This is a genomic window from Microbacterium phosphatis (genome assembly GCF_049177115.1).
Taxonomy (GTDB): domain Bacteria; phylum Actinomycetota; class Actinomycetes; order Actinomycetales; family Microbacteriaceae; genus Microbacterium; species Microbacterium phosphatis.
Window position 1 is genome coordinate 878,137 of sequence record NZ_CP185370.1, and the last position, 17,256, is coordinate 895,392.

General features: G+C 71.0%; 10 protein-coding genes. 8 read left to right on the top strand and 2 right to left on the bottom strand.

The window, feature by feature from the left end; genetic code table 11:
- Positions 1-80: 80 nt before the first annotated feature.
- The 3 genes from ispG to ACOKGD_RS04115 all read left to right on the top strand — a co-directional run bounded on the left by ispG (position 81) and on the right by ACOKGD_RS04115 (position 2,888).
- Positions 81-1,211 carry a flavodoxin-dependent (E)-4-hydroxy-3-methylbut-2-enyl-diphosphate synthase gene (gene ispG / locus ACOKGD_RS04105; RefSeq protein ID WP_342337156.1) on the top strand — a complete coding sequence of 377 codons (1,131 nt, stop codon included), beginning with the start codon at positions 81-83 and terminating at the stop codon, positions 1,209-1,211.
- A 59-nt stretch (positions 1,212-1,270) separates the two neighbouring features.
- Positions 1,271-1,891, top strand: a complete 621-nt coding sequence (locus ACOKGD_RS04110; RefSeq protein ID WP_342336611.1) for an SIMPL domain-containing protein — start codon at positions 1,271-1,273, stop codon at positions 1,889-1,891.
- Positions 1,892-1,964: 73 nt separating this feature from the next.
- Complete coding sequence (locus tag ACOKGD_RS04115) at positions 1,965-2,888, top strand: LLM class flavin-dependent oxidoreductase (RefSeq protein WP_342336610.1); 924 nt, start codon at positions 1,965-1,967, stop codon at positions 2,886-2,888.
- 254 nt (positions 2,889-3,142) lie between these two features.
- Here ACOKGD_RS04115 and ACOKGD_RS04120 read toward each other — a convergent pair whose 3' ends face one another.
- Positions 3,143-4,585 (bottom strand): RNB domain-containing ribonuclease, encoded by a 1,443-nt coding sequence (locus tag ACOKGD_RS04120; protein WP_342336609.1) that lies wholly within the window; start codon positions 4,583-4,585, stop codon positions 3,143-3,145.
- Positions 4,586-4,641: 56 nt separating this feature from the next.
- Between ACOKGD_RS04120 and ACOKGD_RS04125 the strand changes: the two genes are divergently transcribed.
- Both ACOKGD_RS04125 and ACOKGD_RS04130 read left to right on the top strand, forming a co-directional pair.
- Positions 4,642-6,405 carry a proline--tRNA ligase gene (locus ACOKGD_RS04125; RefSeq protein ID WP_342336608.1) on the top strand — a complete coding sequence of 588 codons (1,764 nt, stop codon included), beginning with the start codon at positions 4,642-4,644 and terminating at the stop codon, positions 6,403-6,405.
- 212 nt (positions 6,406-6,617) lie between these two features.
- Positions 6,618-11,291 carry an ExeM/NucH family extracellular endonuclease gene (locus tag ACOKGD_RS04130; protein WP_342336607.1) on the top strand — a complete coding sequence of 1,558 codons (4,674 nt, stop codon included), beginning with the start codon at positions 6,618-6,620 and terminating at the stop codon, positions 11,289-11,291.
- A 58-nt stretch (positions 11,292-11,349) separates the two neighbouring features.
- Here the strand turns inward: ACOKGD_RS04130 and ACOKGD_RS04135 are convergent, their stop codons facing one another.
- Positions 11,350-12,861 (bottom strand): alanine/glycine:cation symporter family protein, encoded by a 1,512-nt coding sequence (locus ACOKGD_RS04135; protein WP_342336605.1) that lies wholly within the window; start codon positions 12,859-12,861, stop codon positions 11,350-11,352.
- 124 nt (positions 12,862-12,985) lie between these two features.
- Between ACOKGD_RS04135 and nusA the strand changes: the two genes are divergently transcribed.
- The 3 genes from nusA to infB are packed head-to-tail and all read left to right on the top strand — an operon-like array spanning position 12,986 to position 17,133.
- Positions 12,986-13,975 carry a transcription termination factor NusA gene (nusA, locus tag ACOKGD_RS04140; protein WP_342336603.1) on the top strand — a complete coding sequence of 330 codons (990 nt, stop codon included), beginning with the start codon at positions 12,986-12,988 and terminating at the stop codon, positions 13,973-13,975.
- 36 nt (positions 13,976-14,011) lie between these two features.
- On the top strand, positions 14,012-14,284 hold the full coding sequence (locus tag ACOKGD_RS04145; protein WP_342336601.1) for a YlxR family protein: 273 nt from the start codon (positions 14,012-14,014) through the stop codon (positions 14,282-14,284).
- Between the two features lie 59 nt (positions 14,285-14,343).
- Positions 14,344-17,133 carry a translation initiation factor IF-2 gene (infB, locus tag ACOKGD_RS04150; RefSeq protein WP_342336599.1) on the top strand — a complete coding sequence of 930 codons (2,790 nt, stop codon included), beginning with the start codon at positions 14,344-14,346 and terminating at the stop codon, positions 17,131-17,133.
- The last annotated feature ends 123 nt before the right edge of the window (positions 17,134-17,256 follow it).

The following is a 17,256-nucleotide window of genomic DNA, read 5'->3' on the forward strand; positions in this document are numbered from 1 at the left end:
GCCTGTGACGTAGCCGTGCGCACAGCCGGGGTCCATATGAGCCGACTACCCTGGATCTCGTGCCAGCCGTGAACCTCGGGATGCCCCGCGTCCCCGAAACGCTCGCCCCCCGTCGCAAGTCCCGCCAGATCAAGGTGGGCAAGGTGCTCGTGGGTGGCGACGCCCCCGTCAGCGTCCAGTCGATGACCACGACGCCGACCACGAACATCAACGCGACGCTGCAGCAGATCGCCGAGCTCACGGCCTCCGGGTGCGAGATCGTGCGCGTGGCCGTGCCGCACCAGGATGACGCGGACGCTCTGAAGATCATCGCGATGAAGAGCCAGATCCCCGTGATCGCCGACATCCACTTCCAGCCGCGCTACATCTACACCGCCATCGACGCCGGCTGCGGCGCGGTGCGCGTGAACCCGGGCAACATCCGCGAGTTCGACGGCAACGTCGGTCAGATCGCCGCCGCCGCCAAGGCCGCCGGCGTCTCGCTGCGCATCGGCGTCAACGCCGGATCGCTCGACAAGCGTCTTCTCGCGAAGTACGGCAAGCCGACCGCCGAGGCGCTCGTCGAGTCGGCCGTGTGGGAGGCGAGCCTGTTCGAGGAGCACGACTTCCACGACTTCAAGATCTCGGTCAAGCACAACGACCCGGTCGTGATGGTGAAGGCGTACCGCATGCTGGCCGAGCGGGGCGACTGGCCGCTGCACCTCGGCGTCACCGAGGCGGGGCCGGCCTTCCAGGGCACGATCAAGAGCGCCACCGCCTTCGGCATCCTGCTCGGCGAGGGCATCGGCGACACCATCCGCGTCTCCCTCTCGGCCCCGCCGGCCGAGGAGGTCAAGGTGGGTCACCAGATCCTGCAGTCGCTGAACCTGCGCGAGCGCAAGCTCGAGATCGTGTCGTGCCCGTCGTGCGGCCGCGCCCAGGTCGACGTGTACACCCTCGCCGAGAACGTCACCGAGGGACTGAAGGACGTCACCGTCCCCCTGCGCGTCGCGGTCATGGGGTGCGTCGTGAACGGTCCGGGCGAGGCCCGCGAGGCCGACCTCGGCGTCGCCTCCGGCAACGGCAAGGGTCAGATCTTCGTCAAGGGCGAGGTCATCAAGACCGTCCCCGAGTCCGAGATCGTCGCCACCCTCATCGAGGAGGCGCGCCGAATCGCCGACGAGATGGGCCCCGACGCGCAGCTCGGAACGGCGCAGGTCGTCACCGTCTGACCTCCTCGTCCTAACGGCGGGATCTCGCGGCCTCGGCGCGGCGGGCATAGGCTCCGGCCATGACCGCCATCACCGTCGAGGGAGTCCACCGCCTCCGTCACGCCGCCGAGCGCGGCATCCTCGGGCTCGAGGTCGCCGCTCACGGGCCGGACCGTGACGAGGTCGTCGAGCGCCACGCGGCCCTGCACACCCGCATCGCCGCCACGCTCGCCGAGCGCCCGGGCCTCGAGCTCGACGTCGGCAGCCCCTGGGCCTGGACCGACGCGCCCGCGCCCGGCAACCCGGAGGGGTCGGTGCCGCAGCACCACGTCACCTCCCTGATCACGGCCACGTACTCCGACCTCGAGGCGCTCGCCGCGGATGTGTCGGCCTTCGCCCTGCGAGCGGATCTCGGCGTGCAGCAGGTGAGGTGGGAGCTGTCGGACGAGACCCGGGAGGGGCTCCTCGACGCCGCGCGGGTGCTCGCCGTGCAGGATGCCGCCCGCCGAGCGCGCTCCTACGCCGCTGCGATCCGCCCCGGTGTGCACGCCGAGCCGCAGCTCACCGCGATCACCGAGCGCCAGGTGCACGGCGGGGGAGGCCCGCTGCCGATGTTCGCCCGCGCGGACGGCGGCGGCGCGCAGTTCTCCACGCCCGAGATCGAGGTCGAGGCGGCGATCGTGGCGGTCTTCGAGGTCTGAGCGCCTCCCGGGTCCCCGCCGCCCTCCGTGCTCGAGCGGCGACCGCCGCGCGCGGCGTCACTACGCTCGAAGCATGAAGTTCAGTCTCTGGCTCCCCGCGAACCTGCCCTGGCGCGACCTGCGCCCCGCCGCGACCCACGCCGCCGGGGCGGTGTCCGGCCCGGGCCGCTGGCGCGGGCTGTGGCTCGAGGACCACTTCATGGACAACACCCACGAGCCCAACGACGGCGAGCGCGGCGAGTGCCTGACGCAGCTGACGGCGCTGGCGGCGACGGTGCCGGACGTGCGGATCGGATCGCTGGTGCTCGGCAACACGTACCGGCACCCCGCGGTCGTGGCCAAGCAGGCGGCCGCGATCAGCGACATCGCCGACGGCCGTTTTGTGCTCGGTGTGGGCGCCGGCTGGCAGGAGAACGAGCACCGCGCCTTCGGCCTCGAGTTCGGCGACGTGCCGAGCCGCATCCGCTGGTTCCGCGAGGCGCTGCAGGTGTGGACGAGCCTGCGCGACAGCGCGCACGACGGACGCGGGTTCGCCGACTTCGAGGGCGAGCGCTACCGCCTGGAGCATGCCTCACTGAACCCGAAGCCGCACCCGACCCTTCCGATCCTGATCGGCGGCAAGGGCGAGAAGGTCATGCCGAAGCTCGTGGCCCGCTATGCGGACGAGTGGAACCTGTGGTCGACGCCAGATGTCTTCGCCGAGAAGGACCGGATCTTCACGGCGGCGCTCGAGAAGGAGGGGCGCGAGTCCTCGTCGCTCTGGCGCACCACCCAGGCCGTGGTCTTCTTCGACGACGCGGCCAAGGCCGCAGCCCTGAACGCCAAGGGACGGCCGGCGATCGGCGGCTCGGCGGCCGAGATCGTCGACACCATGGGCGCGTACGCCGAGGCGGGCGTGGACGAGTTCATCTTCCCGCTGCCGTCCGTCACCGACGTCGCGCAGCTCAACGACCTGGGCGACCGCTTCCTCGCCGAGGTCGCCGCGCTGGTTCCCTGACGTGGCCTCGCCAGGCGAGGTGCCCCAATCCGCCGCTTCAGCCCGGCCCGTGGCGGCGGTTTGGGGCAAGCACCGGCCGCGGCTGGGTGAGGTGCCCCAATCCGCCCCTTCAGCGCGGCTGGTGGCGGCGGTTCGAGGCAAGCGCCGGCCGCGCCTGGGTGAGGTGCCCCAATCCGACGCTTCAGCCCGGCCGGTGGGGGCGGTTCGAGGCAAGCGGCGCCGGCCCCGATCCGCCCCTCAGCCGGGCAGGCGGCTCACACGGCGGCGAAGGTGACCTCGCCCTTGGCGATGTCGACGCCCGTCAGGCGGACGCGGATCGCGGATCCCGGCTCGCGGGTCTCGCCGATCGTGGCGGTGACGAACGGGTCGGCGAGCTGGATGCGCGAGCCGCCCTTGTGCGCGGAGACGACGGCGGCGTCGAACTCCTCGCCGACGTGCGCGGCCAGCACCGCCGCCTCGACCCGGTCGACGGCGCCGCCCTCCAGGCGGCTGGAGAGCGAGCCGGATCGGCGCATCGCCTCGGCGAGCGAGGGCAGCGCCTCGCGGGCCCAGGCCGGGGCGTCCGTGCACATGGCCAGCACGAAGCGGTCGACGAGGCGGCGCAGCGGCGCGGTCGCGTGCGCGTACACCGCCGCGATCGCCGCCTGCTCGGGCTCCTCGGGCACGGGCACACCGCCCGCGACGTCGAAGGCCACGTAGTCGGCCCCGCGAAACAGGCCGCTCGCGGCCTGCATGATCGCCGGCGCGGCGGGGTCCGTGTGGTCGACGCGGCGCAGGTACTCGCCGTACGGCAGGCCCTCCGGCCAGGGGCGACCGATGAGCTCGACCCGGCGCCGGAACTCGGCGATCCTCTCGGCGTCGGCCGCGGGCAGCGTGCGCAGGACTCCCGCCCCGCGCGCGACCATGATCGCGGCGGCCGCCATCCCGGTCATCAGCGAGATCTGCGCGTTCCAGTCCTCGATCGGCAGCGTGACGCGGGCGCGCAGGTCGTAGCCGCCCTCGTCGGTCTGGACGATCTCCTCCTCGGGCGAGTTCAGGCTCGCGCCGCCCCGGGCGGCCTCCTGCGCGATGAGAGCCGGGCCCACCTCGCTCAGCAGCGCGATCGATTCCGGGGCCGTGCCCGCGTCGACCGCCGCCTGCGCGTCGACATAGGTCCACTGCCGCCGCGAGCGCACCCACGCGCGCACCGGCGGCTGGGCCGGCTCGTGCTGCGCGCCCTCGGCGTCGAGCGCGAAGCGCCACACGTAGGCGCGGCGATCCTGCTCGGCCAGCAGCGAGGCGGCGCCGTGCGACAGCACCTCGGGGTGCAGGGCGACCGAGCCGTCGGGCGCGTACAGCGTCTGGCCCCGCCGCCGCGTCTCGGCATCGAGCGCTCCGCCCGGCCGGATGAAGGCGGCGAGATCCGCGATGGCGTAGTGAACGACGAAGCCGGATCCGTCCCGGGTGATCGACAGCGCCTGGTCGAGGTCCCGGGATCCCTCGGGATCGATCGTGTGGAACTCGAGCCCACGCAGATCGACCCGGTCCGCATCGGATCCGTCGACCGCCTCGCCCGCGGCGACGACGGCCTCCGCCTCGGCGACCGCGTCGGGAGGGAAGGACTCCGGCAGCTCGAGCTCCTCGCGCAGCTGCTGGAAGGAGGCCGCGAGCGCACTGCGGACGGCGGACGGCGACAGGTGCGTGAAGCGAGCCGGCATGGGGTCAGCCTAGGAGGCACCGCACGCGACGCGCCCGATCCTTAGACTGGTCACCTATGGTCACGCGGCTCTCTTCCTTCTTCTTCCGCTCCCTCCGGGAGGACCCCGCCGACGCGGAGGTCATCAGCCACAAGCTCCTCGTGCGCGCGGCGTACATCCGCCGTCAGGCGCCAGGGGTGTTCGCGTGGCTGCCGCTCGGCCTGCGGGTCAAGGCGAAGCTCGAGCAGATCGTCCGCGAGGAGATGGCGGCGGCCGGCGCGCAGGAGGTGCACTTCCCGGCGCTGATGCCGCGCGAGCCCTATGAGGCGACCAACCGCTGGACCGAGTACGGCGACGGCATCTTCCGCCTGCAGGATCGCCACGGCGCCGACTACCTCCTCGCGCCCACGCACGAGGAGGCGTTCACGCTGCTCGTGAAGGACCTGTACTCGTCGTACAAGGACCTGCCCCTGACGATCTACCAGATCCAGGACAAGTACCGCGACGAGGCGCGCCCCCGCGCGGGCCTCCTGCGCGGCCGCGAGTTCACGATGAAGGACGCCTACTCGTTCGACTACACCGACGAGGGGCTGGACGCGTCCTACCAGGCGCAGCGCGACGCCTACGAGCGCATCTTCACGCGCCTCGGCCTGGAGTACGCGATCGTGAAGGCCGATGCGGGCGCGATGGGCGGCTCGAAGTCGGAGGAGTTCCTGCACCCGACGCCCATCGGCGAGGACACCTTCGTGCGGTCCGAGGGCGGCTACACCGCCAACGTCGAGGCCTTCGAGACGCGCGCTCCCGAGGCGCTGCCCATCGCCGAGGGCGCACCGGTCGTGTTCGACTCGCCGCAGGCCCCCACGATCCAGACCCTGGTGGATCACCTCAACGGGCACATCGACAAGCCGACCGGCGGCGAGTGGGTCGCGGCCGACACGCTGAAGAACGTTGTGCTCGCCCTGACGCACCTCGACGGCACCCGCGAGCTGGTCGTCGTGGGCCTCCCCGGCGACCGGGACGTCGACGACAAGCGCGTCGAGGTGGCCTTCCAGCCGGCCGAGGTCACCCCCGCCACCGAGGCGGACTTCGCGGCCCACCCCGCGCTGGTGAAGGGCTACATCGGGCCCTGGTCCGCCGAGGGCGCCGTGCTCGGCCAGGAGTCGGCCAGCGGCATCCGCTACCTGGTCGACCCGCGCGTCGTCGACGGCACCACCTGGGTGACGGGTGCGAACGAGCACGAGAAGCACCTGCACTCGCTCGTCTACGGGCGCGACTTCACGGCGGACGGTGTCGTCGACGTGGCGACGCTGCGTGAGGGCGACCTCGCCCCCGACGGCACCCCGATCACCCTCGAGCGGGGCATGGAGATCGGGCACGTCTTCCAGCTCGGCCGCAAGTACGCCGAGGCGCTGGGGCTGAAGGTCCTGGATCAGAACGGCAAGCTCGTCACGGTCACGATGGGCTCGTACGGCATCGGCACCACGCGCATCCTGGCCGCCATCGCCGAGCTGAACAACGACGACAAGGGCCTCATCTGGCCCGCCGCCGTCTCGCCGTTCGACGTGCACGTGGTCGCCACCGGCAAGGGCGACGAGGCGCTGAACCTCGGCGCCGACATCTCGGCGCAGCTCGAGGCGGCGGGCCTCGACGTGCTCTTCGACGACCGCCCCAAGGTCTCGCCGGGCGTGAAGTTCGGCGACGCCGAGCTCATCGGCGTGCCGCAGCTGCTGGTCGTGGGCCGCGGCGCCGCCGACGGCGAGGTCGAGCTGTGGGATCGCCGCTCGGGCGAGCGCGAGCTCGTCCCCGCCGCCGAGGCCGTCGCGCGCCTGACGCAGCGCTGAATCCCGTTCACCAGGACGCCCCGACCGGATCATCCGGGCCGGGGCGTTCTGCGTTGTGTCCACCGGTTCCGCGACTCGTAACCTCCGCGCCAGCGCCGCGAAACGCGCGGCGGGCAGGGTGGGGGAGTTCTGCCCTCCGCAATGTCGGCGGGGCATGTTCTCCTGATGCTCTGACCACCCGTCAGTCCCCCCTCGAACACCGGAGATCCCGTATGTCCCGCATCGATCCGGCACCGGCGCATCGTCGCGTCGCGGCCATCGCGAGCGCCGCCCTCACGGCCGGCTGCCTCGCCTCGTTCATCCCCACCGCGGCATTCGCGGCCGCCGACGGCAGCGCCGTCGTCATCAACGAGGTGTACGGAGGAGGTGGCAACAACGGCGCCACCTACACGCACGACTTCGTCGAGCTCTACAACCCGACCGATGCCGCGGTGACGCTCGACGGCATGGGCCTCGAGTACCGTTCGGCGACCGGGGGATCCGGCGGGGTCACGGCGCTCGCCGGCACGATCCCGGCCAAGGGCTACTTCCTCGTGCAGCAGGCCAAGGGCGCGGGCGGCACAACGCCCCTTCCGAAGCCGGATCAGACCGGCTCGCTCAACATGGGCGGGACGAACGGCCAGGTGCTGCTGCTTCCCACGTCGTCGGCCTTCGTGGGCACGGGCGACGTGAAGAACGTTCCCGGCGTGATCGACGCCGTCGGGTTCGGCACCGCCACCACCTTCGAGACCGCCGCGACCCCGGCGCTGGGCAACACCACGTCCGCCGCGCGGACGACCGCGGGTGTCGACACCGACAGCAACGCCGCCGACTTCACCGTCGGCGCCCCCTCGCCGCAGGGGTCGGGCGCCACCACCGAGCCCGATCCGGAGCCCACCCCGACGCCGACCCCGACCGAGACCGCCCCGGCGGCGGTCGTCGAGATCTCGGCCGTCCAGGGCCCGGGCGACGCATCGCCCGTCGCTGGCCAGACCGTCGCCGTCGAGGGCGTCGTCACGGCCGACTACCGCACGGGCGGCTTCAACGGCTTCTACCTGCAGGACCCGACCCCGACGGGCGAGGGATCCGACGCGGTCTTCGTCTACGGCCCGAACGCGCGCGCCGAGATCGGCCAGAGCGTCCGCGTCACCGGCGTGGTCAGCGAGTACCAGGGCACCACCGAGATCACGCCCGCCGCCGGCGGCGTGAGCGTGCTTCCCGCCGCGCTCGGCGAGGTCGTGCCGGTCACCGACTGGGCCGCTATCGACACCGCCGCCGAGAAGGAGGCGCACGAGGGCGAGCTGATCCTGCCGTCGACGACGTTCACGGTCAGCGACAACTACGACGCCAACTTCTACGGATCCTTCGTGCTCGCCCACGGCGACACCGAGCTGCGGACGCCGACCGAGGTCGCCGACGCCGACGACACCGCCGCGCTCGACGCGGTGCGAGCCGACAACGCCGCCCGGGCCATCACCCTCGACGACGGCGCCAGCACCAACTTCTCCACCAGCAAGAACACGCCGCTGCCGTACCTGACGCCGCAGAACCCCGTGCGCATCGGGTCCACGGCGACGTTCCAGGCCCCGGTGGTGCTCGAGTACCGCTTCAACGCCTGGAACCTTCAGCCGACCGCGCCCGTCGTGGGCGACGGATCCGGCACCGTCACCTTCAGCGATGAGCGCACGGCCAACCTGCAGCCGCAGGACGTGGGCGGCGACATCCGCCTGGCCACCTTCAACGTGCTCAACTACTTCCCGACCACGGCCGAGGAGTACGAGGCGAGCGGCGGCAGCTGCTCGACCTACGACGACCGTGCCGGCGACCCGGTGACCGCCGACGACTGCGGCGCGACCGGCCCGCGCGGGGCCGCCGAGGCCGAGGATCTGGAACGCCAGGAGATCAAGATCGTCAAGGCGATCAACGGACTCGGCGCCTCGATCGTCTCGCTGGAGGAGCTCGAGAACTCGGCGCACTTCGGCAAGGACCGCGACTTCGCCATCTCGACGCTCGTCGACGCGCTCAACGAGAACGCCGGATCCGACGTGTGGGAGTTCGTCCCATCGCCGGCCGAGCGCCCCGATGTCGCGCTCGAGGATGTCATCCGCACCGGGTTCATCTACAAGCCGGCCGAGGTCGCGCCGGTGGGCGAGTCGCGCATCCTGATCGACGAGGAGAACTTCGACAACGCGCGCGAGCCGCTGTTCCAGGCCTTCACGGCCGCGGGGGCCTCCGCGGACGACGCCTTCCTCGTCTCGGTGAACCACTTCAAGTCGAAGGGATCGGGCGCGGACGACGGCACGGGCCAGGGCAACGCCAACCCCGACCGCGTGGGCCAGGCGCACGCCTTGGTCGACTTCGCCGCTCAGCTGACCGACGAGACCGGGATCGAGGACGTCTTCCTCGTCGGCGACTTCAACGCATACGCGATGGAGGACCCGATCCAGGCCATCGAGGAGGCCGGGTACACCGACGTCAACATCGCCGTCAACGGCGGCGAGCCGACGTACAGCTTCGACGGCATGGCCGGATCGCTCGATCACGTGTTCGCCAACGCGGGCGCCCTCGAGATGGTCACGGGCGTCGACGTCTGGCAGATCAACGCGCAGGAGCAGGTGGGCTTCGAGTACAGCCGCCACAACTACAACGCCACGCTGCTGTACGACGAGTCGGTGTTCCGCGCGAGCGACCACAACCCGGAGATCGTCGGTCTGACGACGGCGCCCGCGGAGATCGACCTGGACATCGTGAACATCAACGACTTCCACGGCCGCATCGACTCCAACACCCTCGCCTTCGCGAAGACGGTCGAGGACCTGAAGGCCCAGAACCCCGAGGGCACGGTCTTCGTCTCGGCCGGCGACAACATCGGCGCCTCGCTGTTCGCCTCGGCGACGCAGAAGGATCAGCCCACGATCGACGTGCTGAACGCGCTGGGCCTGGCGACCTCGGCGGTCGGCAACCACGAGTTCGACCAGGGCTACTCCGACCTCGCGGGGCGTGTCGAGGAGGCGGCCGACTTCGGGCTGCTCGGGGCGAACGTGTACGTCACGGGCACCGAGGACCCGGCGCTCGACGAGTACCAGGTGGTCGACGTCGACGGGGTGGACGTCGGCTTCGTCGGTGTCATCACGCAGGAGACCCCGACGCTCGTCAGCCCGGCCGGTGTGGCCGACCTCGACTTCGGCGACCCGGTCGACGCGCTGAACCGCGTGACCGACGAGCTGCTCGATGGCGACGCCGCCAACGGCGAGGCCGACCTGGTCGTCGCGCTGGTGCACGACGGCGCCGGGGCGGGCCTCGTCGAGGGCGCGACCCTCGAGCAAGAGGTCGCCCAGGGCGGCACCTTCGCCTCGATCGTGAACGATACCGACGCGCGCGTGGCGGCGATCCTCACCGGCCACACTCACAAGCAGTACGCGTGGGATGCGCCGATCGCGGGCACGGACGAGACCCGGCCGATCATCCAGACCGGCAACTACGGAGAGAACCTGGGCCACGTGTCGCTGACGCTCGACCCCGAGACCCTCGACGTCACCGCCTACACCGTGGAGAACGTCAAGCGCGGTGCCGCACCCACCGCCGACGAGGTCGCGGCGAGCCCCGTGCTCACCGAGGTGAAGTCGATCGTGGACGCCGCAGTGGCCTACGCGGCCGAGGTGGGCGGGAAGCCCGTCGCCTCCGTCACGCAGGACATCACGACCGCGTTCAGCGGCGGATCCTTCGTGGACGGGAAGTGGGTGGCCGGCACCACCGGCGCCCGCGACGACCGCGGCAGCGAATCGGCGCTGGGCAACCTGGTGGCCGACTCGCTGCGCGACAGCCTGGCGGACGAGTCGCGCGGCGGCGCCGAGATCGGCGTCGTGAACCCGGGCGGCCTGCGCAACGAGCTCTACTACGGTGACGACGGCGTGATCACCTACGCCGAGGCCAACGCGGTCCTGCCGTTCGTCAACAACCTGTGGACCGTCACCCTCACGGGCGCGCAGCTCGACGAGCTGCTCGAGCAGCAGTGGCAGACCGACGCCGCGGGCAACCGCCCGTCGCGTCCGTACCTGGCGCTGGGCCTGTCCGACAACGTGACGTACACCACGACCACCGCCGACCCGCTGGCGACGCCCGGCGACAACGTCTCGGCGATCTGGATCGACGGAGAGCTCGTCGCCCCGGATGACGAGATCACGGTCGGGACGTTCTCGTTCCTCGCCACCGGAGGCGACAACTTCCGCGTCTTCACCGAGGGCACGGATGCGCGCGATTCGGGTCTGGTCGACCGGGACGCGTGGATCGACTACCTGGCCGATCACTCGCCGCTGTCGCCCTCGTTCGCCCGCAGCCGCGCGGTGGCCTCAGAGGTCGGCACGGTCACGGCGGGGGAGGACGCGCAGCTGGCGCTGTCGGGCCTGAACCTGACGTCGCTCGGCGCCCCGCAGAACACCACGGCCGACGTGCGGCTGAACGGCGCGTCGATCGGCTCCCTGCCGGTCGCGGCGGACGGATCCGTGACCGGCTCGGTCACCATCCCGGCCGATGCCGCCACGGGGGCACAGGTGCTCGAGGTGGTCGTGGCCCCCTCCGGCACGACCGTGCTCCTCGCCGTCACGATCGAGGCCGCCGCCGAGCTCGAGCCCATCGCGTCGGACACCCCGACGATCGAGGGCCGGGTGAAGGTGAAGAGCACCGTCACGGCCGATCCGGGCGACTGGACCGAGGGGGCGACGTTCACCTACCAGTGGCTCGTGAACGGCAAGCCGATCGAGGGGGCGACGTCGCAGACGTTCGCGATCACCCCGAAGCAGGCCGGCAAGGCCCTCTCCGTCGAGGTGACCGGGTCGCTGGACGGCTGGCTGCCCGTGACCGAGACGAGCGTGGCGCTGAAGGTCGGCTCCGGCAAGCCGGTGGGCTGACCGCTCGAGAAGACGAGAGAGGCCGGGCGGATCCCTCCGCCCGGCCTCTCTTGTCGCCTCACCTGCGATGCAGGTGGTCGGCGTGCTTGTGCGCCTGATGCTCCCGACGGACCGAGTCGAGGGGGCCGGTCACCGTCTGCTCGTCCTCCCAGCACTCGATGCCGCTCACGCCCGGCAGACGATCGCGGGTGAACACCGGGTCGCGCCCCTCGCGGCGCTGGCGGGTGTAGTCGCGCAGCAGCCGGAACCCGATCCCGGACAGGAGCGCGAGGGCGACGAGGTTGATCAGCGCCATCAATCCCATGAGGGCATCGGCGAGGTTCCACACCACGGCGGCCGAGGCGAGGGCGCCGGCCAGCATCGCCACCACGACAAGAACCCGGAACACCGTGAGCCAGGTGCGGTTGGTGGTGATGAACTCGAGGTTCGATTCGCCGTAGTAGTAGTTGCCGATGATCGAGCTGAACGCGAGCAGGAACACGATCAGCGCCAGCGCGATGAGCGACCAGTCGCCGAGTGTGGTGGCGAGGGCCGTCTGCGTGAGCGCGATGCCCTGCTCGCCCCCGGCGAGATCGGGTGTCCCGACCAGCACGGTGAAGGCGGTGATCGAGCAGACGAGGAAGGTGTCGAAGTACACCCCGAGCGACTGCACAAGACCCTGCTTCGCCGGGTGGGTCACGGCCGCCGACGCGCCGGCGTTCGGCGCCGAGCCGAGGCCGGCCTCGTTCGAGAACATGCCGCGCTTCACGCCCTGCATCACGATCGTCCCGAGGGTCGCGCCGACCACCTCGTTCAGGCCGAACGCCTGCGTGTAGATCGAGGCGAAGGCGGCGGGCAGCCGGTCGATCTCGATGACGACGACGGCGAGGCCGAGCAGCAGGTAGAGCAGCGCCATCAGCGGCACGATCGCCTGCGACACGTGGGCGATGCGGCGCACGCCGCCGAAGATGACCGCGCCCGTGAGCACCGCCACCACCACGCCCGCGGTCAGGGGCATCCACCCGGACACGTCCGCGCCCACGATCGAGCCGACGGCCGCCGAGCTGGAGGCCGCGATCGTGTTGGCCTGCAGGGCGCTGAAGGCGAAGGGGAAGCAGAAGATCAGGATCACCGCGAAGGCGATCCCCATCCAGCGTGCCTTGAGCCCGCGCTCCATGTAGTACGCGGGCCCGCCGCGGAAGGCGCCGCGGTCGCGCACCTTGAACAGCTGCGCGAGGGTCGACTCGAAGAACGCGGAGGACGCCCCGATGAAGGCCATCAGCCACATCCAGAACACCGCGCCCGGGCCGCCGATGGCGATCGCCGTGCCGACACCGGCGATGTTGCCGACCCCGACGCGCGACGCCGCCGAGATCGTGAACGCCTGGAAGGACGACACCGACTGCGGCCTGCCCTCGTCGTCGAGCGGCGTCTTGTCGCTGAGGGTCCGGAACATCTCGGGGATGAGCCGGAACTGCACCACACCCGAGCGGAGGGTGAGGTAGAGGCCGAGGGCGACCACCACCGGCAGCACGATCCAGGTCCACAGGCCGTCGCCCGCGGACGCGAGCCAATCTGCGAATGCGTCCATTCGCAGAGTCTGCCGCGGGGGCGCGCGTGCCGCCATCCTCCCAGCGAGGCCGGGGACCTCTCGGGTAATCTCGGAGGGATGCCGGCGGAACACGTGCCGGCGAGAGCTGAATAGGGAGTTCGTCATGGACATCGATCTGGGACTGCTGCGCACCGTCGAGCGCGAGAAGGAGATTCCGTTCGAGGAGCTCGCACGGATCATCGAGCAGGCGATCCTGACCGCCTATGAGAAGCACATCTCGCAGACCGGCGACGAGACGAGCGGCGCCCGCGCCGAGCTCGACCGCAAGACCGGCCACGTCGGCATCTTCGTCCCCGTCACCGACGACGAGGACGTCATCATCGGCGAGGAGGAGGTCACTCCCGAGGGCTTCGGCCGCATCGCCGCCTACGCCGCCAAGCAGGTCATCGGCCAGCGCCTGCGCGACATCGCCGACGACGCCGTGCTCGGCGAGTTCCGCGGCAAGGAGGGCGACATCGTCGCCGGCGTGATCCAGCAGGGTCCGAATCCCCGCATGATCCACGTCGACCTCGGCTCGGTCGAGGCGATCCTGCCTCCCGAGGAGCAGGTCCCCGGCGAGGAGTACACCCATGGCTCGCGCCTGCGTGTGTACGTCACGAGCGTCTCCAAGGGCACCAAGGGCCCCCAGATCACCGTGTCGCGCACGCACCCCGGTCTCGTCCGCAAGCTGTTCGCGCTCGAGGTGCCCGAGATCGCCGCGGGCCTCGTCGAGATCGTCTCGCTGGCCCGCGAGGCCGGCCACCGCACGAAGATCGCGGTCATCGCGAACGACCCCTCCATCAACGCCAAGGGCGCCTGCATCGGCGAGCTCGGCCGCCGCGTGCGCGCGGTCACCGAGGAGCTGTCCGGCGAGAAGATCGACATCGTCGACTTCGACCCCGAGCTCCCGAAGTTCGTCGCCAACGCGCTGTCGCCGGCCAAGGTGACCTCGAGCTTCGTGCTCAACGCCGACACCAAGGCCGTCCGGGCCCTGGTGCCCGACTACCAGCTGTCCCTCGCGATCGGCAAGGAGGGCCAGAACGCCCGCCTCGCCGCCAAGCTGACCGGCGCGAAGATCGACATCCAGCCGGACAGCATCGTCGAGGGCGACTGATCCCCGCCCCGCGGCCCCTCCTCGGGGAGGTGTAGGATGGAACCCGTACGGACGTGCGTCGGCTGTCGCACGCGTGCCCCCCGATCCGCTCTGATCAGAGTGGTCCTCCGCGATCTTGATCTCGTCGTCGACGAGCGCAAGGCCGCTCCCGGTCGGGGCGCGTGGCTGCATCCCACTCGCGAGTGCGCGGAAAACGCTCTCAAACGTCGCGCGTTCGGACGAGCACTGCGCGTGTCAGGTTCTCTTGACACGCAGACCTTCGAGAAATGGCTGAACGGCTATGGAAACCAAGTGAACGGCTCGAAATGAGTCCCGTCCGCCTTTGAGGTCTGCCCTGTCCGGGGCGGACCGCCCCTGACAGGAGAATTGTGGCAAAACCACGCGTACATGAGATCGCTGCGGAGATCGGCGTCGACAGCAAGGTCGCCCTGGCGAAGCTCAAGGAGCTCGGCGAGTTCGTGAAGAGCCCGTCCTCGACGATCGAGCCCCCGGTCGCGCGCAAGCTGCGCGCAGCCTTCGAGGCCGAGGGCGCCAAGCCCGCCGCCTCCACCGCATCGGCCCCGGCGAAGCCCGCCGGTCGCCCCGGTCCGGCGCGCCCCGCGGCCGCCAAGCCCGGCGCACCCACCCCCGGCCCGAAGCCGGCTCCGGCCAAGCCCGCCGCCGAGCAGCCCGCCGCTCCGGCGCCCGCTGCCGCGGCTCCGGCGGCCCCCGCCGCCCCGGCCCCCGCGGCCGAGCAGCCCGCCGCTGCGGCGGCCGACGCCCCCAAGCCCGGCGGCCCGCGTCCCGCGGCTCCCGGCGCACAGGGCGGCGCCCCCAAGCCCGGTGGCCCGCGTCCGGGCAACAACCCGTTCGCCTCGGCGCAGGGCATGGGGCAGCGCCCCGCCGGCCCGCGTCCGGGCAACAACCCGTTCGCCTCGGCGCAGGGCATGGGCCAGCGCCCGTCGCCCGGCAACATCCCGAAGCCCCAGCCGCCGCGCCCCGGCGCTCCCCGTCCGGGTGCTCCGCGTCCGGGTGGTCCCGGTCGTCCCGGCGGTGCCGGTCGTCCCGGTGGCGGCGGTCGTCCCGGCGCTCCGTTCCAGCAGCGTCCGGGTGGTCCCGGTCGCCCCGGCGGCGGCGGTTTCCGTCCCGGCGGTGCGGGTGGCCCCGGTGGCGCACCCGGTGGCGGTGGCTTCCCCGGTCGTCCCGGCCCCGGTGGCCGCGGTCGCGGTGGCACGGCCGGCGCGTTCGGCAAGGGCGGCGGCAAGTCGAAGCAGCGCAAGTCGCGTCGTGCGAAGCGCCAGGAATTCGAGATGCGGTCGGCCCCGGTCGTCGGCGGCATCAACGTCCAGAAGGGCAACGGCGAGGTCATCCGACTCCGTCGCGGCGCGTCGATCTCCGACTTCGCCGACAAGCTCGAGGCCCTGCGCGGCTACACCGTGCAGCCCGGCACGCTCGTCACCATCCTGTTCAACCTGGGTGAGATGGCGACCGCGACCGAGTCGCTCGACGAGGCCACGTTCGAGATCCTCGGCGAGGAGCTCGGCTACACGATCCAGATGGTCTCGCCCGAGGACGAGGACAAGGAGCTCCTCGAGGGCTTCGGTCTCGACCTCGAGCAGGAGCTCCTGGACGAGGACGAGGACGACCTCGAGATCCGCCCGCCCGTGGTGACCGTCATGGGTCACGTCGACCACGGTAAGACGCGACTGCTCGACGCCATCCGCCAGACCAACGTGGTCGAGGGCGAGGCCGGCGGCATCACGCAGCACATCGGCGCGTACCAGATCTGGACCGAGCACGACGGCATCGAGCGCGCGATCACCTTCATCGACACCCCGGGTCACGAGGCGTTCACCGCCATGCGTGCCCGTGGTGCGCAGGTGACCGACATCGCGATCCTCGTGGTCGCGGCCGACGACGGCATCATGCCGCAGACGGTCGAGGCCCTGAACCACGCCCAGGCGGCCGGTGTGCCGATCGTGGTCGCGGTCAACAAGGTCGACAAGCCCGAGGCCAACCCGGCCAAGGTGCGCCAGCAGCTCACCGAGTACGGTCTGGTCGCCGAGGAGTACGGCGGCGACGTGATGTTCGTCGACGTCTCGGCTCGCCAGAACATCGGCATCCAGGATCTGCTCGACGCCGTGCTGCTCACGGCCGACGCCGGTCTCGACCTCACGGCCAACCCGAACAAGTCGGCTCGTGGTGTCGCGATCGAGGCCAAGCTCGACAAGGGTCGCGGTTCGGTCGCCACGGTGCTCATCCAGTCCGGAACTCTGCGCGTCGGCGACGCGATCGTCGCGGGAACGGCTTACGGCCGCGTCCGCGCCATGATCGACGAGAACGGCGACCACGTCGAAGAGGCATGGCCGTCGCGTCCGGTGCAGGTGCAGGGTCTGAACTCCGTGCCCCGCGCGGGCGACACGTTCATCGTCACCGACGAGGACCGCATGGCCCGCCAGATCGCTGAGAAGCGTGAGGCTGCCGCGCGCAACGCCCAGCTGGCCAAGGCCCGCAAGCGCATGTCGCTCGAGGACTTCACCCGCGCTCTCGAAGAGGGCAAGGTCGAGTCGCTCAACCTCATCATCAAGGGCGACGTGTCCGGTGCCGTCGAGGCGCTGGAGGAGTCGCTCCTCAAGATCGAGGTCGACGACAGCGTTCAGCTGCGCATCATCCACCGTGGTGTGGGTGCGGTCACCGAGTCGGATGTGAACCTGGCGACGATCGACAACGCGATCGTCATCGGCTTCAACGTGCGTCCCGACGCGAAGGCCCGCGAGGCCGCATCGCGCGAGGGTGTCGACATCCGCTTCTACTCCGTCATCTACAACGCGATCGACGACGTCGAGCAGTCCCTCAAGGGCATGCTCAAGCCGGAGTTCGAGGAGAAGCAGTCGGGTGTCGCGGAGATCCGCGAGGTCTTCCGCTCGTCCAAGTTCGGCAACATCGCCGGTGTCATCGTCCGATCGGGCACGATCACCCGCAACGCCAAGGCGCGGGTCATCCGCGACGGCGTTGTGGTGGGCGACAACCTGGCGATCGAGTCGCTGCGTCGCTTCAAGGACGACGTCACCGAGGTGCGCACGGACTACGAGGCCGGTATCGGCCTCGGCAAGTTCAACGACATCCAGATCGGCGACGAGATCGAGACCACCGAGATGGTCGAGAAGCCGCGCTCCTGAAGCAACGCGGGAGCGAGGCGACCACCATCCGGTCGTCGAGCGAGCTCAGGTTCTGAGAAACTGGCCCTGTCGAACAGCTGCGTCTGTTCGGCAGGGCCGTTCGCCCCTCTGGGGCACAGCGAA